At 37.6% G+C, this 20491-nt stretch carries 22 protein-coding genes and 1 tRNA gene; 18 read left to right on the top strand and 5 right to left on the bottom strand.

Going from position 1 to position 20491, the window contains the following annotated elements:
* The first annotated feature begins 11 nt into the window (after nt 1-11).
* The 6 genes from sdaAB to EL194_RS02435 all read left to right on the top strand — a co-directional run bounded on the left by sdaAB (nt 12) and on the right by EL194_RS02435 (nt 5238).
* Nucleotides 12-683 carry an L-serine ammonia-lyase, iron-sulfur-dependent subunit beta gene (gene sdaAB, locus EL194_RS02410; protein ID WP_003774908.1) on the top strand — a complete coding sequence of 224 codons (672 nt, stop codon included), beginning with the start codon at nt 12-14 and terminating at the stop codon, nt 681-683.
* Between the two features lie 8 nt (nt 684-691).
* Nucleotides 692-1570, top strand: coding sequence for an L-serine ammonia-lyase, iron-sulfur-dependent, subunit alpha (sdaAA, locus tag EL194_RS02415; RefSeq protein ID WP_003774909.1), 879 nt, complete (start codon nt 692-694; stop codon nt 1568-1570).
* Nucleotides 1571-1676: 106 nt separating this feature from the next.
* Nucleotides 1677-2432, top strand: coding sequence for an AIM24 family protein (locus tag EL194_RS02420; protein WP_034886725.1), 756 nt, complete (start codon nt 1677-1679; stop codon nt 2430-2432).
* 107 nt (nt 2433-2539) lie between these two features.
* Nucleotides 2540-3964, top strand: a complete 1425-nt coding sequence (locus EL194_RS02425; protein WP_003774911.1) for a GNAT family N-acetyltransferase — start codon at nt 2540-2542, stop codon at nt 3962-3964.
* A gap of 4 nt (nt 3965-3968) precedes the next feature.
* Complete coding sequence (locus EL194_RS02430; RefSeq protein ID WP_013853260.1) at nt 3969-4322, top strand: response regulator; 354 nt, start codon at nt 3969-3971, stop codon at nt 4320-4322.
* A 148-nt stretch (nt 4323-4470) separates the two neighbouring features.
* The gene (locus tag EL194_RS02435; RefSeq protein ID WP_003774914.1) at nt 4471-5238 is read left to right on the top strand and encodes a membrane lipoprotein lipid attachment site-containing protein; all 768 of its coding nucleotides are present in this window, start codon (nt 4471-4473) and stop codon (nt 5236-5238) included.
* A 13-nt stretch (nt 5239-5251) separates the two neighbouring features.
* Here the strand turns inward: EL194_RS02435 and EL194_RS02440 are convergent, their stop codons facing one another.
* From EL194_RS02440 to EL194_RS02455, 4 genes are all read right to left on the bottom strand, one after another.
* Complete coding sequence (locus EL194_RS02440; RefSeq protein ID WP_003774916.1) at nt 5252-6187, bottom strand: 2-dehydropantoate 2-reductase; 936 nt, start codon at nt 6185-6187, stop codon at nt 5252-5254.
* Between the two features lie 109 nt (nt 6188-6296).
* A complete protein-coding gene (locus EL194_RS02445) occupies nt 6297-7115 on the bottom strand; it encodes an AraC family transcriptional regulator (RefSeq protein ID WP_003774918.1) in 819 nt (272 codons plus the stop codon).
* Between the two features lie 245 nt (nt 7116-7360).
* Nucleotides 7361-8392: a M42 family metallopeptidase gene (locus EL194_RS02450; protein WP_034886728.1), complete on the bottom strand. Its 1032-nt coding sequence runs from the start codon at nt 8390-8392 to the stop codon at nt 7361-7363.
* 86 nt (nt 8393-8478) lie between these two features.
* Nucleotides 8479-8961 (bottom strand): hypothetical protein, encoded by a 483-nt coding sequence (locus EL194_RS02455; RefSeq protein ID WP_003774922.1) that lies wholly within the window; start codon nt 8959-8961, stop codon nt 8479-8481.
* A 113-nt stretch (nt 8962-9074) separates the two neighbouring features.
* Between EL194_RS02455 and EL194_RS02460 the strand changes: the two genes are divergently transcribed.
* Nucleotides 9075-9257, top strand: coding sequence for a hypothetical protein (locus EL194_RS02460; RefSeq protein WP_003774925.1), 183 nt, complete (start codon nt 9075-9077; stop codon nt 9255-9257).
* 81 nt (nt 9258-9338) lie between these two features.
* Nucleotides 9339-10064: a Type 1 glutamine amidotransferase-like domain-containing protein gene (locus EL194_RS02465; RefSeq protein WP_003774927.1), complete on the top strand. Its 726-nt coding sequence runs from the start codon at nt 9339-9341 to the stop codon at nt 10062-10064.
* 90 nt (nt 10065-10154) lie between these two features.
* Here EL194_RS02465 and EL194_RS02470 read toward each other — a convergent pair.
* A tRNA-Lys gene (locus tag EL194_RS02470) sits at nt 10155-10230 on the bottom strand.
* A 126-nt stretch (nt 10231-10356) separates the two neighbouring features.
* Here EL194_RS02470 and EL194_RS02475 point away from each other — a divergent pair.
* The 10 genes from EL194_RS02475 to EL194_RS02520 all read left to right on the top strand — a co-directional run bounded on the left by EL194_RS02475 (nt 10357) and on the right by EL194_RS02520 (nt 20316).
* Nucleotides 10357-11235: an NAD(P)/FAD-dependent oxidoreductase gene (locus EL194_RS02475; RefSeq protein WP_003774928.1), complete on the top strand. Its 879-nt coding sequence runs from the start codon at nt 10357-10359 to the stop codon at nt 11233-11235.
* The gene (locus EL194_RS02480; protein WP_003774929.1) at nt 11232-11999 is read left to right on the top strand and encodes an HAD family hydrolase; all 768 of its coding nucleotides are present in this window, start codon (nt 11232-11234) and stop codon (nt 11997-11999) included. Before EL194_RS02475 ends, EL194_RS02480 begins: the two co-directional genes overlap by 4 nt.
* Nucleotides 12000-12079: 80 nt before the next feature.
* Entirely contained in the window at nt 12080-13894 is a 1815-nt protein-coding gene (locus tag EL194_RS02485) for a restriction endonuclease (RefSeq protein ID WP_034886729.1), read from the top strand.
* Nucleotides 13895-14015: 121 nt separating this feature from the next.
* Entirely contained in the window at nt 14016-14351 is a 336-nt protein-coding gene (locus EL194_RS02490; protein ID WP_013853252.1) for an ArsR/SmtB family transcription factor, read from the top strand.
* Nucleotides 14352-14354: 3 nt separating this feature from the next.
* Nucleotides 14355-16445, top strand: coding sequence for a heavy metal translocating P-type ATPase (locus tag EL194_RS02495; RefSeq protein WP_003774936.1), 2091 nt, complete (start codon nt 14355-14357; stop codon nt 16443-16445).
* 192 nt (nt 16446-16637) lie between these two features.
* Nucleotides 16638-17012, top strand: coding sequence for a hypothetical protein (locus EL194_RS02500; RefSeq protein WP_013853249.1), 375 nt, complete (start codon nt 16638-16640; stop codon nt 17010-17012).
* Nucleotides 17013-17142: 130 nt separating this feature from the next.
* On the top strand, nt 17143-17397 hold the full coding sequence (locus EL194_RS02505) for a hypothetical protein (protein WP_003774941.1): 255 nt from the start codon (nt 17143-17145) through the stop codon (nt 17395-17397).
* 239 nt (nt 17398-17636) lie between these two features.
* The gene (locus EL194_RS02510) at nt 17637-18434 is read left to right on the top strand and encodes a TrmB family transcriptional regulator (RefSeq protein ID WP_003774943.1); all 798 of its coding nucleotides are present in this window, start codon (nt 17637-17639) and stop codon (nt 18432-18434) included.
* Between the two features lie 13 nt (nt 18435-18447).
* Nucleotides 18448-19332: a sulfite exporter TauE/SafE family protein gene (locus tag EL194_RS02515; protein WP_003774944.1), complete on the top strand. Its 885-nt coding sequence runs from the start codon at nt 18448-18450 to the stop codon at nt 19330-19332.
* A 9-nt stretch (nt 19333-19341) separates the two neighbouring features.
* Nucleotides 19342-20316: an ornithine cyclodeaminase family protein gene (locus EL194_RS02520; RefSeq protein WP_003774945.1), complete on the top strand. Its 975-nt coding sequence runs from the start codon at nt 19342-19344 to the stop codon at nt 20314-20316.
* Nucleotides 20317-20491 lie beyond the last annotated feature (175 nt).

The following is a 20491-nucleotide window of genomic DNA, read 5'->3' on the forward strand; positions in this document are numbered from 1 at the left end:
GAGGGTCCATTATGAGTAGTCAAGATTTTAAGTCGGTATTTGATATTATTGGGCCAGTTATGGCCGGACCAAGCAGTTCTCACACTGCAGGTGCGGCACGGATTGGAAAGATCGCACGCAGTATTTTTGGAGAATGTCCAGAGCGTGCTAATATTTATTTGTATGAATCGTTTGCGAAAACGTATAAAGGACATGGTACAAACGTTGCTTTAGCGGGAGGTCTTTTAGGGATGGATCCAGACGATGCGCGCTTGCATGAATCTTTACTTATTGCGCAAGAAGAAGGCATGAAGGTTACCTTCATTCCATTAGTGGATAAGGTGGATCATCCAAACACAACAAAAATTGTAATGCATAAAGACGGCCGTAAATGCACGGTTGTTGGAATATCCATTGGTGGTGGAAATGTTAAGATTACCGAAATCAATGGAACTAAAGTTGAAATTGATGGTGGTGTTGCGACAATTCTTATTTTCCATGAAGATTGTCCGGGAATGATTGCGAAAGTCGCAACCATCTTAAGTGAGATGCATATTAATATTGGATCTATGAAAGTAGATCGCGAAGAAAAAGGCAAGAAAGCCTATATGGTTATTGAATTGGATCAAGATGACTTAGAAACTTCACTTGATCGCTTACGATGTGTGGAGAATATTTATGAAGTTCTCTACATTGCGAAATAGGGGATATTATGTTTAAATCAATCCAAGAATTAGTTGATACAGCCACCAAACGTGGAAGTTTAGCCGAAACAATTATTGAACTTGAAATGATACGTTCTGAAGAATCCCGTGAGGTGATTGTAGCGCGTATGGGATCTCAGTTAGACGTAATGAAGCGTACGATTGAACAGGGGAAACGTGGTGTAAAATCCACAACAGGTTTAACAGGTGGCGATGCTACAAAGATTTCTGAATATATTAATCGTGGTGAATCGATTTGTGGACCTACGGTCATGACTGCTGTTCAAAATGCGGTAGGAACCAATGAAGTGAATGCTGCGATGGGAATTATCTGTGCAACACCTACTGCCGGAAGTGCAGGTGTTGTACCGGGAGTATTATCCGCAATATCAGAGCGATATAACTTGACCCGAGAGCAGGAAATTAATTTCTTGTTTGTAGCTGGAGGGTTTGGTTTGGTGGTTGCGAATAATGCTTCTATTTCGGGAGCTACGGGAGGATGCCAAGCAGAGATTGGTAGTGCGAGTGCAATGGCAAGTGCTGCAGTTGTGGATGTTTTAGGTGGAAGTCCGAAGATGTGTGCTCATGCTTTTGCGATGACCATTAAAAATATGCTGGGTCTTATTTGTGATCCCGTTGCAGGTCTTGTGGAAGTACCCTGTGTTAAACGGAATGCCTTAGGAGCATCCCAAGCTTTAGTTTCTGCGGATATGGCTCTTGCAGGTGTTGAGAGTGCACTCACCCCCGATTCGGTTGTGGAAGCAATGTATAAAGTAGGGAAAGAGTTACCGAGTAAATTCCGAGAAACCGGAGAAGGTGGTCTTGCCGACACGATTGAAGGTAGAGCGCTTGCGGAATCAATATTTGGAAACGAAAAGACTGAATAATCAGTCTTTTTTTTCATTAAGCACAAAAATACACCTGTTTAGGTCGTATGAGCACTATTGTATATAAAAATTTGGTAGGATACCCTTATATTCTAAGGAGAAGATGATGATTCAAATTAAAAATTTACAGGATAACAGTAATATTGTGGAAGTAGCTTCCATGGGATGCTTTAAAGTATTGGAATACCAAAAAGACTTAAGTGTTAATGCAGAAAGTGCAATTGCAGCATACTATGCATCCGAAATGAATATACGTAAACGTCAAGTCTATATTCAACTTCAAAATCAAGCCGTTACGGTGAGTGCCGGTGCCATGCAATGGTCTGCAGGTGATGTGAAAATGGGGGCAGACGTAAAAGGTGTTGGTGATTTTATTGGGAAAGCAATCAAAGGTTCTGTAACCAAAGAATCTGCAGCAAAACCTCGCTATTCAGGAATAGGATATGTGATGTTAGAACCTACATACAAACACATCTTGCTTGAACGTGTAGAAGATTGGGGTAAGATTGTGCTTGAAGACGGCTTATTCCTAGCCTGCGATTCAGATATCAAACAAAAAGTAGTATCACGTGGTAATTTCTCATCAGCAATGATGGGTGGCGAAGGTCTATTCAACCTTGCGTTAGAAGGTCACGGAGTAGCCGTTCTTGAAAGTCCAGTTCCACGAGAAGAACTGATTGTTGTGGAACTTCAAGATGATGAAATTCGAATCGATGGAAACTTTGCGATTGCTTGGTCAGGATCATTGGAATTCCGTGTAGAAAAATCAACAAAAAGCTTAATGGGTTCTGCTGTTTCGGGAGAAGGATTTGTGAATGTATATCGTGGTACAGGTAAAGTATTACTTGCACCGATTGCCTAAAAGAGTCATTGACTCTTTTTTTTGTATCCTTTGTGTACATATTGATAACGGACGCTACCTAAAAACCTATCATTATGGTATATTTTCATTAGAAAAGAGGTGATGTGATGAATTCGAATAAAAAAAGTCTAAATATTCAGATAGAACCTACAATGGAAAAGGATTTAAAAAACCTCCAGCAGTTATGGTCGGACCCTAAAATAATGTATCACGTGGGTTTTGAAGAGGGATTGGTGATGGATGATGAAGCGATGTCCACCTGGCATAAACAGATTAACGCGAACCCAAACACGTTTCATTTTAGTGTTTACCAAAATACGGAATATGTTGGTGAACTTTTTTATCGTGTTGTGAAATCATACGCGCAGCTTGATATTAAATTGTATCATCGTTTCCATTTAGGTGGGTATGCACTCAGTTGGTTGATTCATCACGTTTTAAAGAACACCTCTTGCACAAATCTTTATGTCGATCCAAGTCTAGATAATCACATCGCGATTCATTTGTATAAATCACTTGGTTTTATTGAAGTTGATCCTCCTGAAGGATATCGACCAAGTCAAATGGTTCTTGAACTTAGATGGGAACGCTTTAAACCAAATCAATTATTTTTAGAATCAATCATTAAGTTAAGACCCTTCCGCCATGTGGATTTACCGAGAGTATGGGAGTTATCTGCAAAGGAAGCACATTATGCATGGTGTGAACTGGATGCACCTTATTTTGAGGAATACCAACAAATGTCTCTTCGTGAATTTATTGAAAATGAAGCGCCTTTCTATCTCAACAATCCAAGATCCCTGGTGATTCTCTACGATGATGTTATTATTGGTCGTGCTTCGCTTTATTGGCAAGATCAACGAACCCGTTGGATGAATAGTGGTTTTGATATTTTTGATGAAAGGTATTGGTCAAAAGGAATTGGAACTGTAGTAATGAAACAATTGATTCAAGAAGCATTTATGTATTATGAAATAGAACGCATTGGCTTTGTAACATGGTCTGGGAATGCGGGAATGCAACGCATTGGCGACAAATTAGGATTGAAGCGTGAAGCAGTTATCCAGAAGGCACGGTATTATAAAGGTGTCTACTATGATTCAGTATCATATGGTATAACCCGTACGCAATGGGCTTTAAGAAGTCACGAATTATATCGAGCTACTGACTGGTCGATTTATCAAATTCCTGAAGTCATAACGCATCTCCAAAATGATTTTCAGTCTTCAACACTTACCGAGGATCAAGGTCTTATCACTGTAGGATCACCTCAAGCATACCTAGGTTTTCTAGTTTATGAAATTGATGGTGAAACAAGTCTTAAAATTCATCAAATTGAAACACTAATAACTTCAACCGATTCAGTTTTAATTCAAATTATGCTAGATTGTGTCGAACAGATTGCAATACGCCGACAAATTCCTTATATTATTATAGAATCGTCGTTTAAGAAGGAACTAGAAGGTTTTATGCTGCTTAAAACAGAAGGTTTATTCATTAAAACGATGCATTACATTGAACCAAGGAGTTAAAGACATGTATACAATCACGATTATTAGTCATCATCAGGATCTTGATATTTTGGATTATCTAGATCCGACATGGTGTGTGAAATACGTACATACGTTTCCACTTCAGTCAGAGGATACGGATTGTTTTTTAGTTGATATTGACTATTGTGATCATGATGGTGCAGCATTAATTTCGTGGCTCAATCAAAATTACCACAAACCCATCGTCATCTTAACAACACGATATCGTCCGAAGCGCACCTTAGAACTTTTAGTTCAAGGGGCACAAGATTATTTGGTTGAACCTTACAATTGTGAGATTGCAAGCCAACGTATCACAACATTAATTGAAGCTTATGAGAAAAGAAAACACATCTAACGATGTATTTTCTTTTCTTTCGGTCGCTTTTGTGTGAACTTAAGATTATCGTGTGTATAATTAGATCAGGGGACCTATTTAATAAGGTTTGATTTACGTTTTTTAGCAATGGATATTAGTTCAAAAAAATTACATTAAGGGGATAGAGATGAAGAAAATTATAGTTTTATTAACAATGATTTTAATATTAACAGGATGTGGATCTAAGTCAATTGATGTCACGTTTAAAAGTGACGAACCAAAAATGATTGGAGATTTAACTGGAAAAGTTCTCAACACATCAGAAGAGACTTGGAAAGATGGTATTCCAACATTCGATGAAGAATATTTACCGTTTTTCTTGGGTTGGATGTATAACGATGAAGTTATTAATATTGAATCGTTTAATTTTGATGAGTTAAAGAAAGATGTAGTCTTAGTAGCTAAATGGGATGAAGAAGCACTTCAAAAATCTGTAAAAGATAAAGAAGAAAAAGAGAAAATTGAAAAAGAAAAACGTTTAGCTAAAGAACGTGAAGAAGCAGCAATTAAAGCCAAAGAAAAAGAGCAAGAGAATGAGGAAAAGGCTGATGAATTCATTAGTATGGCAAGTGCTATGTTGGAAAAAAACTTTGAAGGAAGAGCAACGCATGATGTTTATAAAGAAACTCTTGAAGGAAAAAAAATAATCAAAATTAGAATGAATGTTACAGATTCTGATACAATTGATGCCTTCGCATATAATATTACTAAAGGAATGTTTAAGGATGAGATGAAATATTTCATGAAAAACCTAAAAAATATGGAACGCGAAATGGTTTCTGCGAATAAATCGGACCGTAAAATCGTTTACATAATTAACAATCCTGCTAATGAAGATAGTATGTTGTATTTTAGTGTAGATGGCATTACAAGTGAGAGTTTATTTCAAGAATAAGAAAAAAAAACATCTAACGATGTGTTTTCTTTACGCTTTCTTTAGCGTGAATCATATGAGTAATTGCCAAACATACGGGGGTAGCGATACCATGTTTCGTTCCAAGACGTGCAATGGCACCGTTGAGATAGTCAATCTCTGTTTTGCGTCCTGCAGCCATATCTTGATATAGGGAAGGATAATGATTGCCAGCCTTTTGAGGGTCGTATACAGCTTCGATTTTTGATACCAAGGCATCTTTATCAAGCACAATTCCTTCTGCATTCGCAACCGCAATTACTTCATCGACCACAAGTTCAGTGAGGATGCGATTGTTTTCATAATGTCCATACTCTGCAACATTACAGTCAATCAGTGTACAGTATGTATTCAGTACGGAATTCAAAGCAACTTTATTCCATATTGATTGTTTTACATCATCACTGTAAATAACATTGAGACCTGCTTGGTTTAAAGTCTCTAGGAGTCTTTCATTAAATAATGATGGGATTTGATGAACTTGTTGGAGTTCGATAGCACCGGTTCCCACAGCATCAACGATTCCTGGACCACCAAGACCTGAAGTCCATACCGTAACACCTAAAAAGATATTCTCTTTGGGAACATAACGTTCGATCACCTCTACATTACCCAATCCATTCAGTAAACAGATAACACGTGTTGTATCTGTAATTACGTGTTGTATGTCTTGCATCATGGGATCAAGATGCATCGCCTTGGTAAAGACAAACACAAGGTCAAAGGTTCCTTCGACTTGTTTTGGTGAAACGGCGGGAATATGAACAAACCCTTCATCAACACCATCAATAATCATCTTGAGTCCATGTTCGTTGATTGCGTCTCGATGTGCTTGCCATCCATCCGCAAAAACAATGTCATTACCACTACGGTGCAATAAGGCACCAAAACGAGCACCCATGGCACCCGCACCTGCAAATAATATTTTCATTACAATCTCCTTTTTATTTCACAAGTATTGTATCATCATCCAGGAAATTAAGAATGAGGTGTGCACATAAAAAGCAGCCGACGGACTCAGCTGCTTTTCAAAATAAGGACTAGACGACAGTTTTCTCCACATGTGAAGGAGGATAGCCAAATAAGTGTTTAAATATTTTGGTAAAATAAGAAGTAGAATTATAGCCACAGGCTTTAGCGACCTCTCCCACACGTAGGTTTGACTCACTTAATAGTTCATAAGCATAATGACACCTTACCTCATTGAGGTAGTTGTTGATGGTGGTATCGGTTTCCTCTTTAAAAAGACGACAGTAATAAAACTTACTGATACCAATATCACGACATATTTGATCAAGTGTTAATTCCTCTTTGTAATTTTTATGCATATATTGAATTCCTTGTTTCACAATATCAATTTTAGAGTGTTTTCGATCGGTGTGAACAGGGATTCGTGGTTGATATTTAACCAGCATATCAAAAAGGGAATACGTTAAGGGACTGAGTGATGATGTGGCGTCATTAAGGCTTGCATCGTATTCAAGTGATATAACATGCAACATGGCTACAAGTTCTGGCCTCAGTGATACCGTTTCAAACTGTTTGTGTTCTAAATCAAGATTAAAATTCTCAGGATAACGATGATCAATGATATAGCGATCAAGTGTTATTCCTTCTGTTCTTGGTACAATACGTCGTGTTTGACCGGGATTGATAAAAACAACGGTGTCTTTCATTGCTGTAAAGACCTCATCCTCAATATCAATCTCACAAAGACCGGTTTTGACTAAGATGATTTCAAAGTCATTATGCCAGTAAAAAGCATTGGTTGCAGTTGAAAGATCAAACTCACAATGTTCCACAATCAATGGCGAATCTGCACGACTAAAACTATAATGTTCGAAATAAAGATTATTCATACCCTAGCACCCCTAAACAATTCTTTATATATCATTATCTTATAATTTCAGTATAGACTTGCTTTTATCAAGTGTCAAGTAAACGCTTACAATTTTCAAAGTGTTCACAATAAATGCGTAGTATATTATCTATTTTAGCGGTAAATCGATATATTTTGTCTTTTCTTTGATTCATTTCACAAATTGAACATGCATTAAAAAGATAGGAATCTTGCTCTTAAAAAAAACCAAATCTTTTGATTTGGTTAGAATTTTGAACTGAGGTAGGCAATTCCGAGATCAATCGTTGCTTTGATGGCTTCTTCATGCGTACGTTCAAAGCTGTGAGATGCATCAACACCAGGACCGATGAGTCCTGCTTTAAAATCATAACCTGCACGTAATGCAGCGGAAGCATCTGATCCGTAGTAAGGATAAATATCAATTTTGTGAGGGATATTGTTTTGTGAAGCAAGCGCTACAAGACGTTTACGAAGTTCGTAATCATAAGGGCCGCTGCTATCTTTTGCACAGATTGTTACTGAGAATTCGTCTGAAGTTTGTCCTTGTCCGGGTGCTGCCATATCGACTGCAATGAATTCAAATGTCTTTTCAGGGATTGCGGCACTGGAGCCATGTCCTACTTCTTCAAAGGTAGAGATAAAGAAATTGGTCGTGTAGCTGGGTTTTGTTTTTGTGGATACAAAATGTTCGGCCATACCAAATAACGCGATAACACATGCTTTATCGTCGAGATGACGAGATTTGATAAAGCCACTATCTGTAATCTTGCAGCGTGGATCTAAATGAACATAGTCTCCAACATTAATACCAAGTGCAACAACATCATCATGTGTCTTAACTTTTTCGTCAATACGTACTTCTAAGTTTTTTTGTGTACGTTCTGTTGTTGAGGTTAAAGCACCATGGACATGAGACGATGCGACATTGGTAAGAATAGTACCGGAATAAAAACTTCCTGATAGGGTTTCAATTGCGACATGTTCACCTTCAATGGTAGACCAAGCATAACCCCCTAATTGAGTAAGACGAAGCTTACCATCAGATGTAATCTCTTTTACAAGACAACCAAGTGTATCCACGTGTGCGGATAAGGTAACTTCCTTTTCAGTACATTCCCCCTCTAAACTAGCGATTAGGGCCCCTTTGACGGTTCTACGTGTTTTTAAACCGAGCGCTTTAAAGCGTTCTTCACAGAATAACACTGCTTCTTCAGTGTTCCCAGTAGGACTTTTAATATTTAAAAGTGTTTCTAAATCATGGATAAGATGTTTCATACGTGTCTCCTTTATAATACAAGTATTATGCCATAGATGAAGTTTTAAGCATAGGTTATCCATAAAAAAAGAGCATGAAGCACGCTCTAAATTACAAATCCAATAATCATAATTGTTTTTTCTTGGCTTGGGTCAAAATATTCATAACGTTCCAAGATTACCTTCGGTTGACGCTCTGCCTCTATGACATTTGCCTGTTTTAAATGATCCCATGCGAAATCAACCAGGGGTGTTTCAAAGAGTTCACCATTTTGTGTTGAACCTTCTATAAACACATTAACAAGGACCCCATTGGGTAAAGGATAACTGTCATAGGATGCCGGTACTGGTGCATCACTTCTGAAAATTTGCCCGATCCAATAAGCATCATCTTCCGCCACCAAACCGATGGGTGATGCATAATGGGGTGCACTTTCCTTCATGACATCTTCAAATAAATCCCCTTCAAACCACGTTTTCCATTGGTTTTGATACATACCGTTTTCTTGATCTACCTCTGTATATCGTGTTCCAATTAATTTTAGGGAATGATGTACAACTTCATTTTCCAACTCAACAACCTTTAACATAATCAAAATCTCCAATCTCTTTCAATTATCATACGCTACATGAGGCGGTCCTTCAATTATTATTTTAGGTTTTGAGAGGAGGGTGTTATAATACTTATAGGAGTGTGATCACAATGAAAGATTCAAAAAAAATCATGATTTGGTCCGTAGAAATTCTTGTTTGCGCAATCTTTTTTATGGTTTTTGACCTTGAAGTTAAGATAACAGGAATTGTGGTAATTATTTTTGTGTTTATTATGTTGAATGAACATTTTCTTTATGGCTTATTAGGTCTGAAAGATGAAGAACGCAAGTAGTTAATTTTTATAATTGGTATTCTATATTTCTTGTGTTTTAAGCAATCTTGTGTTAATCTCATATATCAAAGAGGTGATTTTATGGGAACAATCGTAACAATCGGTGGGGGCACCGATGTATTTGGTAGTGCACCCGCAATTGAAAAGAAATTAGTGGCCATGACACGTAAGGCGAAACCACGTGTCTTGGTATTACCAACCGCAAGCTCTGATGGTGTTGAATATATTGAGGCGCTTACACAACGATTTGAAGCACTTGGTTGTGATGTGGATGTTTTAAAACTTGTTTCGGAGTCTCCATCCCAAGCTGTGATTCAGTATAAATTATTGAATACAGACTTAATTTATGTTGGTGGAGGCGATACACGCATGATGGTTAAGGTTTGGCGTCAACGTGGTGTTGATCATGTTTTAAAAGATGCATATCATCGTGGGATTATTCTTGCTGGACTTAGTGCTGGGTCAAACTGTTGGTATCAATACAGTCATAGTGATTCCGAATCGTTCCATAATAAAGAGGATTGGAAGTTTATCATGACTTCATGTCTTGGTTTTATTCAAGCAGTTCATGTACCCCATTATAATGAACCGGGACGTGATACCTTTGATGAGTTTTATAAAGCTTATCCGACAATGCCAGGGATTGCTTTGGAAGATGGAGTTGCAATGATTTATGAAGGTTCAAAAGCTCATATTTTTAAAGAACATAATCATTGTAAAGCGTATGTATTTACACATGTTGAAGGATTAATTCAAAAGCATGAACTTCACGAAGATGATGTCCTTGAAATCGAAATAAATATATAGAAAACAGTTAGTCGTTTCAAATGGAACGCTAACTGTTTTTTTTGTATATAAGCATAAAAAAACCACTCGAAAGTGGTGTAATAAACTCAATGGTGCTCCGTCACGGGCTCGAACCGTGGACCCACTGATTAAGAGTCAGTTGCTCTACCGACTGAGCTAACGGAGCGTTTGCCTTTATATTATAACGCTATGATTTTTAATTTCAATAAAAACTTTCACTTTTTTAAAAAACATCAAACTTGAATGCGAAAATCATATATCATATAATTGAAAGAGTTTGAAGGAGATATCTATGAAAGAAACCGATGCATTAATAATTGGTAAGGGACCAGCAGGGATACAGGCTGCCGTGTATCTTAAACGTGGGAATGTGGACACGACTGTAATAGGAAAAGATTTGGGTGCTAGTGAAACGGCTCGTGATGTGGATAACTTCTATGGATTCACATCCATTGGTGGTGTTGAATTGGTTGAACGTGGGATTAATCAAGCCATTGAACTTGGAATTGATGTGGTGACAGATGAAGTGTTATCCATTAGTTTTGATGGTGAAGGGTATTGTGTTGAAACAATCCATGAGACGTATAAAGCCATCAGTGTTTTACTTGCGACGGGATCACATCGAAATATACCGAGAATTCGTAAAATTCGAAATTATAATGGACGTGGTGTTTCTTATTGTGCAGTATGTGATGCGTTTTTCTATCGTGGTAAAACCGTTGCGGTTGTTGGGAGTGCAGAGTATGCAGCCCATGAGGCAGCGGAACTTGTCGAGATTGCATCCAAAGTATACGTGCTTACAAATGGTGAACCGATAACCGGAACCTTTGACGAACGTTGTATCATCCTTGAAGAAAAAGTAAAAACTGTTGTCGGTGAGGAAAAAGTTTCTGGAGTTGAAATGGAATCAGGTATTATTGATCTTGATGGTATTTTTGTCGCAATTGGCTCTGCAACGACAACAGATTTAGCGAATAAATTAGGCTTAGGTGTTGAGAATGGTCGCATTCTTGTGAATGAGAATATGGAAACAAATATGCCAGGATTGTATGCTGCTGGGGATTGTACCTTTGGTGTCCAACAAATTGCGAAAGCCGTTGGAGATGGATGTATTGCGGGTATGAACATGATCAGTTATATTCGTGGTATTAAACGCGGTCTGAAAGCATGATCCAAGTTTTTGCCAGCGATTATGATGGAACGCTTTTTCGAAATTCTAAAGTCAGTCAAAAAGATCTTGAAGCGATTAAGGCATTTCAAAGACGAGGCCATAAGTTCGGTATTGTGACAGGACGTACAATGCATTCAATATGTGCGGAAATTGATAAATATGGGATACCCGTTGATTTTATTGTTGGGATTAATGGGGGTGTTGTCTTAAGTTATGATCATCAGGAGTTGTTTTTAAGCAATCTTAATCAAAATGTCGTGGATTCACTGATCGTAGATATTGAAGCTTTTGGGGTTTTGTTTTATGGTGTTAATGATGGATATCGCTTAAGTCGTGTGGTCATGGATGCATCAATTCAACCAGTTAAACCTAATATTCCACTTACTGATTTATCGGATTTAAAACACGAACGTGGTGTTCAAGCGATGTATGTCGTGACACAATCGCAGGATAAGGCTTTAGCCCTTACCCATGACATCAATGAAAAATACGGTGATCGTGGTGTTGTTGCCTATCAAAATGTGAGTGCTGTCGATATAGGTATGCGTGGGATTTCCAAAGCAACGGGATTACAAGAAATTCTTGATTTCTATCATTTCGAAGGACCTGTGTATACCATGGGTGATAGTTATAATGACCTTCCAATGATTGATGCGTTTTGTGGCTTTGTGGTTTCTGATGGCGAATCATCGGTGAAAGCAATGGCACAAGCCGTTTTTCCAAGTGTTGGGGATGCGATTTGCTCACTTTTAGATAAAAAATAACGAAACAAGCATTTTTGCTTGTTTTTTCTATGTTTAAAGTGCTTAAAACTGTTATTATAGAGGACGAAGAGGGGAATTCTATGAAGATTTTTAAGAGGTTTCAGATGCTTCTTGGCTTTATTGTGTTTTTAGCCGGAGCAATTCTTGCTTTAGGTGCATGTTTTTATTTCCTCGCACCAGGAAAACTTGAGATATCGATTCAAATGCATGGCTTGGGATTAATGTTAATGATTCTGGGTTTTATGATCAGTGGTGAATTAACCAAACTCGGTCAGAAATATGAGATTTGTATGTGTATCCCAGGACAAATTTTACTTGCATTAGCGTCTTTATCCGTCATCATGTGGATTTTGTCATATTCTGTTTTACGCGTCTTTGACTTATACTACATCTACATGGGACTTATTATTGTTTGGAGTATTGGTTTAGGAATTTTAAATTGGTGGCGTTGGCCCGGGAAATGTGTTCGTCCCAAACGTCCTGTGAAACAACAAACTCATTTTACCGAAGAACAAGCGTTTCGTAATGCACTGGAGTCACAGTCATACCAAACGATGTGTCAGATATCTAAAATACTGGATATTCAACGTCAAGTGGAAAACCAAGCTAAGCTGGTAAAACCAATCCGCATTGATACATGTATTCAAAATGTTTATAGTCACAGTCTAAACTTTGATACCTATGAAAACTTTTTAAAGGGTTTGGATGTCCGTTATTTAATTACTTTAACGCAGTGGATCTTAGATCCATCTGATTGGAATCGTTTGAATAAAGAAATTGAAAATGATCGCTATAACTTTAATGGTCCGAAAAGTATGTTTGATAATCGCTTCTTGGAGATTCATCGTCTCAGTGATTATCTTTTAAATGAGTCGATTGAACTACCGGGAGGAACGTCTGATTTTTTCCGAACAACACGTGTAAATACAGTTTTCGTAACCATTGCGAGCGCCATTGCGATTTCAAAACTTCTATTCTTTGAACGCATTGCAATGACTTTGGATGCACGTCATCCTTTATATAAGATTTTATCGGAAGCGTGTTTTAAAACCGATTCTGTAGTTGGGGTTTATCATGAAACACATGAAATCTATGCATTAGATCCTTTACCGGGAATTCGGGTTCAATTTGAATACCGTTATCTTGTGAATGATTTTTATCATAGCAAATATGATCAAGACGGTCGATCCATCTTTAATGATGTGGTTGTGGATCCTGAGAAGAGTCTTCATGATAACATTTGTATTTGGCTGGAATATTATGCGAAAAATCCAGAGTGTGCACATGAGAGTATTACACGTCCAATTGTGCATGCGTGCATTCGCCGTGGTTCGCTGATTACAATGACAAAAACAAAAGACATTATTTGGATTTTAAGACAACTTGAAAACTATGAGGCATACTTTAAAGATTATCAGTTAAAATATGCGGATTCCTTTCAAGCTTATGAAGAAGAAAAAGAACGTGATCAATCCTTAGACCTTGCATGTGCTCATATAAAAACTGATTTACAGTTTTACCAGTATACTAAAGACTTGCTCAGTAAGTTTTGTTATACGGTGTTGGGACGTGATCAAGAAGTGAACCCATCGGAGATGGTGCTCTATCGTGCAGATGGCTTTACGTATTATGTTCGTATTCTGTATATGAAGTCTTGTGTCGATCAACAATCTGTGATGGAGGGCTTAACTTCTCCCTATTATGATCGTGCAGATGCACATGTTATTCTTTCAAATGCAGATTATACAGAAGAAGCACGAAGTCTTGCGGAATCAAAACAAATTCAATTATTAAACGGTAAGGACTTAGGCATGATCAAACATTATGCAACACGAAAGAAACGCATTCATGATTTAGATATCATTAAGCGTTTAGGGGATTTAGAAACAGTTTAAAAAAGTGGTGATGCGAAAGAATGGCATCGCCACTTTTTTCCGTTTTGGGCTTGTGATTTTAAATAAAGCAACGTATAATATGAACACATGAACAACTACTCATATGAAAGGAACCCCGATTATGAATCAAAAAGAATTAGAACACGATGAAATTAAAATTCTTCAAGAAACACTTTTAGCCGAAGATGAATATACTGATTTATCGATGCTATTTAAAATGTTCGCCGATCCAACCCGTTTAAGAATCTTTACGATCTTGTCACATCAAACGGTTTGTGTTGATGATTTAGCGGAAATTCTTGGTATGACGCAATCTGCTGTCTCACATCAGTTGGCATCACTTCGAAAAATGAATCTTGTAAGAAGTTCAAAAGTTGGAAAAAATGCTTACTATCAACTCGCAGACAGTCACGTAATGCAAATCTTTAGTCAAGCACTCGATCACGTAAAGGAGTAAACGATGAAAACAATAAAAGAAGTTAAATTTGAATTGGATGGCTTACACTGTGCCGATTGTGCCGGTAAAATTGAACGTGAGCTTCAAAAACAAGACTATATTGAAGATGCACGCGTTGATGTTGTTTTAGGAAAAGCAAAACTGAAAATTAAAGAAGGTGTTGATGTGGATGATGAATTTGTAAAGAATGTAACCCATTCCATCCAGAGTATTGAAAACATCGGTGTCAGTTTAGAAGGCGGTCTTCAAGAGCATCCTAAAGATGAGCATAAAGGTCATGATCATGGTGATGCAGGGATGTCTCCCTTTATTTGGTTGGGTGGTTTTATCATTGCATTACGACTATTTATGGACGCACCGTGGTTAAATATCGTGACAATTGGGGTTTATTTTGTAGTTGGATGGCCAGTCCTTAAAGCCTTTGTCAGTGGTTTATCACGAAAACAATTTTTTGATGAAAATGTTTTGATGTCGGTGGCTACACTTGGAGCACTTGCCATTGGTGAATACGGAGAAGCCTTGGGTGTTATGGTTTTCTACAGTGTTGGGGAGTATTTCCAACATAAAGCTGTCGATGATTCCCGTGCTTCGATTAAAGCCCTCTTGAATAAACGTCCTCAGTTTGCACGCAAACTTGTGGATGGGGTTGAGGAAATTGTAGCGTGTGAAGCGGTTCAAGTTGGTGATCGCATTCGCATTAATCCTTCAGATCAAGTTCCTTTAGATGGACTTGTAGTTTCAGGGAATACAACATTCGATATGTCATCACTAACCGGTGAGTCGATGCCTGAAAACATTTTTGAAGGGGATACGATTCTTTCGGGATCGATTAACCTTTCATCTCCAATTGAAGTGGAAGTAACAAAAGAATATTCAAATTCCACAATCTCGAAGATGTTAACGCTGATTGAAGCATCTTCAGATAATAAAGCGAAAACAGAAATCTTTATGACGAAATTCTCACGTATTTATACACCAATCGTATTTGTACTCGCGCTTGTGATTATGCTTTATGTCGGTATAACAACAGGGGTAGCCTATGATGGTATCTACCGTGGTCTCGTCTTCTTGGTAATCAGTTGTCCTTGTGCTTTAGTTCTGTCCATTCCGCTTGGTTATTTTGCAGGGATTGGTCGCGCAAGTAAATCGGGTATCTTAATTAAAGGTGGCGAATCGATTGAAGCGCTCGCAGCAGTTGATGGTGTTGTCTTTGATAAGACGGGAACGCTTACCAAAGGGGAACTCGTCGTTACCAATGTTTCAGGACGTGAAGACGTTTTAGAAATTGCAGCACATTTAGAATCGTATTCAAATCACCCAATTGGGAAAGCGATTGTGAATGCATACGACAAGCCTGTAAACTTAGAACGTGTTTCGGAAGTTAAAGAAGTGTTTGGTAAAGGGATTCGAGGACTTTGGGATGGTGAGCCTGTTTTTGTAGGATCGCTTAAAAACGTAAAAGAAGAAGGTTATGATGTAAGCAGTTATGAAAGTGACATGACTTCGGTACTTGTTGTCTTAAATGAGGTCTTAATTGGTGGTATTGAATTGGATGATACACTGCGTGAAGACAGTAAACAATTAATCCAAGATTTACATAAACGTCATATCTTCAGCATCATGTTAAGTGGAGACCGTCAAAGTGTTGTGGACCGTGTCGCCAAAGATATGGGTATTGATGATGCTTACGGGGAATTACTCCCAGAAGATAAAGTTTCTCAATTTTCAAAAATCAAAGCAGAACGCAATGCAACCTTGGCTTATGCTGGGGATGGAATGAACGATGCAGCAGTATTAGGACTCAGTGATGTTGGATTCTCAATGGGAGCAGTCGGAAATGATCTCGCAATTGAATATTCAGATGTTGTCTTAGTGAATGATAACCCGCATCAAATTCTTGAAACCATTGATATTGCGAAGAAAACGCAACGCATTACATACATGAACATTATCTTGATTATGGTTATTAAGATTCTAGTCCTTGTACTTGGTAGTTTAGGACTTGCGAAAATGTGGATGGCCGTTATTGCGGATGTTGGTGTAAGTATTCTTGCAGTTCTTAATGCAATGCGAATTATGCGTATCAAACGTTAATTAAACAGAAAAACATGAATCTTAAGATCCATGTTTTTTTGTGGTCATGCCGGTAAAGTGAAGCAGGATTGAAAATCACAGTTTGAGTAAAGTGTGATTGATTGTAAACATTTTTCATGAAAAATATCATATATTTACATTTTATGAAACAAAGGTTATAATATCACCAGTAGAGAGATAAGGATGATGTACATGCAGGAATTATTAAACAATGGTTATTTTTGGCAGAAAATCGATTCACTCGTATTATCAACAAATGTAGTAATTTCTCAAGTCAAAGGGTCTCACCATCCTAAGTATATGAATATGGTGTATCCCGTTGATTATGGGTATCTTGAAGATACAGATCAAATCAAGGTATTTAAGGGGAGTTTAAAACGTTCAAGTGCAGACGCTGTGATGATTGTCGCTGATATTTTAAAGAGAGATTTAGAAGTGAAATTGTTATGGGGTTGTACCGAAGCGGAAGAACTTGAAACCATTCGTTTTATTAATCAAACGGATTATCAAAAAGGAATTTTAGTTCGCCGTGGGAATGTGTTACCGGAATGGGCAATGACTGATTAAACTACACCCAGTGTAGTTTTTCTTATGTCAACATGAATTGAAATAAAGTCTTTAAGTGTTTAAAATGTAGTGTGTGCATCACCTAGTTGGTCTGATGTAGATGGGTAACTTTAAATGAGGAGGACATATCATGGGTCGTAAATCACGTGAGAAGAAAAATCGTGTTCCTGGAGAACATGTAAGTAAAAAACAATTAAAACAAGCTGTCGTAAAGGAAGCAGAGGCGAATGAGAAAACTGAAATCGCATCACTTGCGTTAAGCATTGCTTCGTTGATATTTGTGTTTATTGGAGTCTTTACAAAACAACAATGGTATTTATACATTGCGATGGCCTGTGTCTTGGTATCGCTTGTTCTTAAATATCTTGGAAAACGTCGAAAATAATCAATTAGCGACAAATTGAAAACTGGGAAACCAGTTTTTTTTACGTTTGTCCGTGAAGAAACTATGAAGTTTATTGTAGAACCTTGCTATGTATTTCACAAAGTAAGGTGTATTTTGAGTGTTTTCTCCTGGATTTTATAAATTTCATGGTTTTTGGGTGTTGAAACGCTCGTCAAAAATTCATGACGATGACTATAATAGTACCTGTAAGTAGCTACTACAAAAAATGAGGTGATTCAATGGAAAAAGCTGTTTCATTGTTGAAGAGTTTAAACTTTTCAGAATCAGAGTCAAAAGTCTATTTAACGCTTTTACAAAACAATCCCATGACGGGATATGAAGCCAGTAAATTATCAGGGGTAGCCCGTTCTAAGGTGTATAACATACTCGAGAGCCTTAGAGACAAAGGTGCTGTATTGGTTTCGAAACAAACAGATCCGGTCCATTACAGTGCAGTGGATATTCAAGAGGTTATTGATAACTTCAAATATCAGATGAATGATCGTCTTGGAGATGTATCGCATGAATTGCAACGTTTTAGTCATAAGATTGAATCAACGGAGTTGTGGAGTTTAAAAGGTTATGAGAATGTCTTTAACCGATGCCGCCGTTTGATTTCTGATGCGAAATCAACAATTCTTTTACAAGTTTGGGAAGAAGATTTACCGCTTATTTATGATGAACTTAAGCAATTTGAAGCACGCTCAGGAAATCTTGTCGTGATTCTTTACAGCAAGGATAAGAACTACGATGTGGATTTAAAACACGTTTACGCCCATGGTTTTGAGGAAGCGATGTTAGCGGAAAACCGTGGTTGTCGTTGGATCAATCTTGTTGTCGATGATGAAGCACTCATCTTTGGTCATATAGAGCCGCAAAACGTAGAGGTCTTGTGGACAAAAGCACCCAGTATGGTGTTTTTAGCTAAAGAGAATGTGCGTCATGATGCGTATTGTTTAAGATTGATTGATGCGTTAGATGAAGAAGCGAAGAAAGAATTTGGACCCGATTTACTCAAAATAAAAACACTATTCTAAGGGAGAAAACATTATGTTAGGAATAATTTTAGGAGCAATCGTTTTAATTAACGGAACCTTCTTAGTGAAATTTGTTATGGATTTATTAGCTCACCGTGAAGAAACAAAAGCAGAACCTGCACCAACTGTAGGTCTTGCAATCTCATCATTTATTATGTTCTTCTTATCAACATTTGGAATCTCAGACTTTGCGATTTCAACTGTTTTATACCGTAAGTTAAAATGGGTAGATGACAAACGTTTACCAGGTACGCTTAATACACAATGTGTTTTACCGGTAGCGGTAATGGCATTATCATACATCTCTGGAATTCAAGTCGATCTTACTACTTTACTTGTATGTATTGGAGCACAAATTTTAGGTGCTTATGTCGGACCACGTTTTGTTGTGAAATTACCGGTAGAGTTAATCCGTAAGTTTATTGGTATCGGACTTGTGATTGCATCAACATTAATTGTTGCAGGTAAAATGAATATTATTCCATCAGGTGGAACGGCTACTGGACTTTATGGCGTGAAACTTGTTGTGACTGCAGTTTTAATCTTTATCTTCGGTGCTTTAAATAATATTGGTATTGGTTCTTATGCATTAACAATGGTTACAGTTTATGGAATGGGTCTTAACCCAGGGGTTGCCTTCCCAATTATGATGGGTGCTGCAACATTCTCAGTTCCTGTTGGAAGTATGCAATTTATTAAATTTGGTGAATACAGCCGTAAGATTACGCTTTTCACTTCAACACTTGGAGTATTAGGGGTTCTTATTGCGGTTTTCCTTGTGAAGTCGTTAGATGTAAGTATGTTACAATGGCTTGTAGCGGGAATTCTACTTTATAGTGGAGCAAGCATGATTTATGAAGAGTTCTTTAAATCAAAAAAATTGGTAGAAGCAAACTAGGAGGCTATGATGTTAGTTATTAGTAAGAGTGATATCGAAAATATATTTTCAATGAAAGAAGCAATTGAAGCGGATAAAGAAGCGTTACGCATGTATACAGAAGGTGGTACAACAGTACCCCTTCGTACAAATATTGATGCGAAAAATGGGCAAAACTTATTTATGCCTGCTTATGTTTCAGAGTTAAATACTACAGGTATTAAAATTGTTTCAGTGTTCCCAAATAATCCAAGTCTAGGAAAACCAGCAGTACCTGCACAAATGGTGCTTCTTGATGGGGAAACGGGTGAAGTTTGTGCCATGATCGACGGTACATATTTAACACAATTAAGAACGGGTGCTGTTCAAGGTGCGGCAACGGATTACCTTGCATGTGCGGATGCGAAAGAAGCAGTTTTAATTGGAGCAGGTGGACAAGCGGAATCTCAACTAGAAGCGATGCTTGTTGTTCGTGATTTAGACCGTGTGGGTGTTGTGGATCTTAACCGTGAATTTGCGGAAAAATTTGTAGCACGTATGAATGAAAAATTTGCGTCATACAATACTGAAATTTATTTAGTTGAAGATGTTGATGCAGCCATTTCAAATGCGGATATTATTACTGCAGTTACAACATCAAAACGTCCAGTATTTGATGGTTCCCTTGTGAAACCAGGTGCTCACGTTAATGGTGTGGGTGCTTATACTTCTGAAATGAAAGAAGTTCCTGTTGAAGCGATTGCGAAAGCAGATGTTGTTGTGGTTGATACATTTGATGGTGTTTTTGCAGAAGCTGGGGATGTCTTGAGTGCTCTTGAACAAAATCTAAAAACAAAAGAAGACTTTGTGGAAATGGGTACCTTAGCACTTGATGCTTCAAAAGGACGTCAAAGTGATGATCAAATTACATTCTTCAAGTCTGTAGGAACTGCTGTTCTTGATGTTGTTGTGGCTCATAAGATTTATGAAAAAGCACGCGAATTAGGAATTGGTACTGAGATCTAATAGAATTGATATGTTTGTAGATTCAATCAAACAAAGCGATATTTTAAATTAAACAAAAAAGCCTTATCCATGTTTATGGAATAAGGCTTTTTATTTGTAATGATATTTTTTTTAGGGGGTTTTTAAGTGCGGGTTAATTTAGAAATGGACACAGTTGTTTTACCTGAACCATCAT

Origin of the sequence: Erysipelothrix rhusiopathiae, assembly GCF_900637845.1 — a bacterium.
Lineage (GTDB): Bacteria > Bacillota_I > Bacilli_A > Erysipelotrichales > Erysipelotrichaceae > Erysipelothrix > Erysipelothrix rhusiopathiae.

Excerpts from the sequence above, each read along its gene's own strand:
- EL194_RS02510 (WP_003774943.1), top strand. The coding sequence starts at position 17,637 with ATGGAAAAAGCTGTTTCATTGTTGAAGAGTTTAAACTTTTCAGAATCA.
- EL194_RS02495 (WP_003774936.1), top strand. The coding sequence starts at position 14,355 with ATGAAAACAATAAAAGAAGTTAAATTTGAATTGGATGGCTTACACTGT.
- EL194_RS02455 (WP_003774922.1), bottom strand. The coding sequence starts at position 8,961 with ATGTTAAAGGTTGTTGAGTTGGAAAATGAAGTTGTACATCATTCCCTA.
- EL194_RS02475 (WP_003774928.1), top strand. The coding sequence starts at position 10,357 with ATGAAAGAAACCGATGCATTAATAATTGGTAAGGGACCAGCAGGGATA.
- EL194_RS02425 (WP_003774911.1), top strand. The coding sequence starts at position 2,540 with ATGAATTCGAATAAAAAAAGTCTAAATATTCAGATAGAACCTACAATG.
- sdaAB (WP_003774908.1), top strand. The coding sequence starts at position 12 with ATGAGTAGTCAAGATTTTAAGTCGGTATTTGATATTATTGGGCCAGTT.
- EL194_RS02465 (WP_003774927.1), top strand. The coding sequence starts at position 9,339 with ATGGGAACAATCGTAACAATCGGTGGGGGCACCGATGTATTTGGTAGT.
- EL194_RS02490 (WP_013853252.1), top strand. The coding sequence starts at position 14,016 with ATGAATCAAAAAGAATTAGAACACGATGAAATTAAAATTCTTCAAGAA.
- EL194_RS02485 (WP_034886729.1), top strand. The coding sequence starts at position 12,080 with ATGAAGATTTTTAAGAGGTTTCAGATGCTTCTTGGCTTTATTGTGTTT.
- EL194_RS02480 (WP_003774929.1), top strand. The coding sequence starts at position 11,232 with ATGATCCAAGTTTTTGCCAGCGATTATGATGGAACGCTTTTTCGAAAT.
- EL194_RS02440 (WP_003774916.1), bottom strand. The coding sequence starts at position 6,187 with ATGAAAATATTATTTGCAGGTGCGGGTGCCATGGGTGCTCGTTTTGGT.
- EL194_RS02520 (WP_003774945.1), top strand. The coding sequence starts at position 19,342 with ATGTTAGTTATTAGTAAGAGTGATATCGAAAATATATTTTCAATGAAA.
- EL194_RS02450 (WP_034886728.1), bottom strand. The coding sequence starts at position 8,392 with ATGAAACATCTTATCCATGATTTAGAAACACTTTTAAATATTAAAAGT.
- sdaAA (WP_003774909.1), top strand. The coding sequence starts at position 692 with ATGTTTAAATCAATCCAAGAATTAGTTGATACAGCCACCAAACGTGGA.
- EL194_RS02445 (WP_003774918.1), bottom strand. The coding sequence starts at position 7,115 with ATGAATAATCTTTATTTCGAACATTATAGTTTTAGTCGTGCAGATTCG.
- EL194_RS02515 (WP_003774944.1), top strand. The coding sequence starts at position 18,448 with ATGTTAGGAATAATTTTAGGAGCAATCGTTTTAATTAACGGAACCTTC.
- EL194_RS02430 (WP_013853260.1), top strand. The coding sequence starts at position 3,969 with ATGTATACAATCACGATTATTAGTCATCATCAGGATCTTGATATTTTG.
- EL194_RS02460 (WP_003774925.1), top strand. The coding sequence starts at position 9,075 with ATGAAAGATTCAAAAAAAATCATGATTTGGTCCGTAGAAATTCTTGTT.
- EL194_RS02435 (WP_003774914.1), top strand. The coding sequence starts at position 4,471 with ATGAAGAAAATTATAGTTTTATTAACAATGATTTTAATATTAACAGGA.
- EL194_RS02505 (WP_003774941.1), top strand. The coding sequence starts at position 17,143 with ATGGGTCGTAAATCACGTGAGAAGAAAAATCGTGTTCCTGGAGAACAT.
- EL194_RS02420 (WP_034886725.1), top strand. The coding sequence starts at position 1,677 with ATGATTCAAATTAAAAATTTACAGGATAACAGTAATATTGTGGAAGTA.
- EL194_RS02500 (WP_013853249.1), top strand. The coding sequence starts at position 16,638 with ATGCAGGAATTATTAAACAATGGTTATTTTTGGCAGAAAATCGATTCA.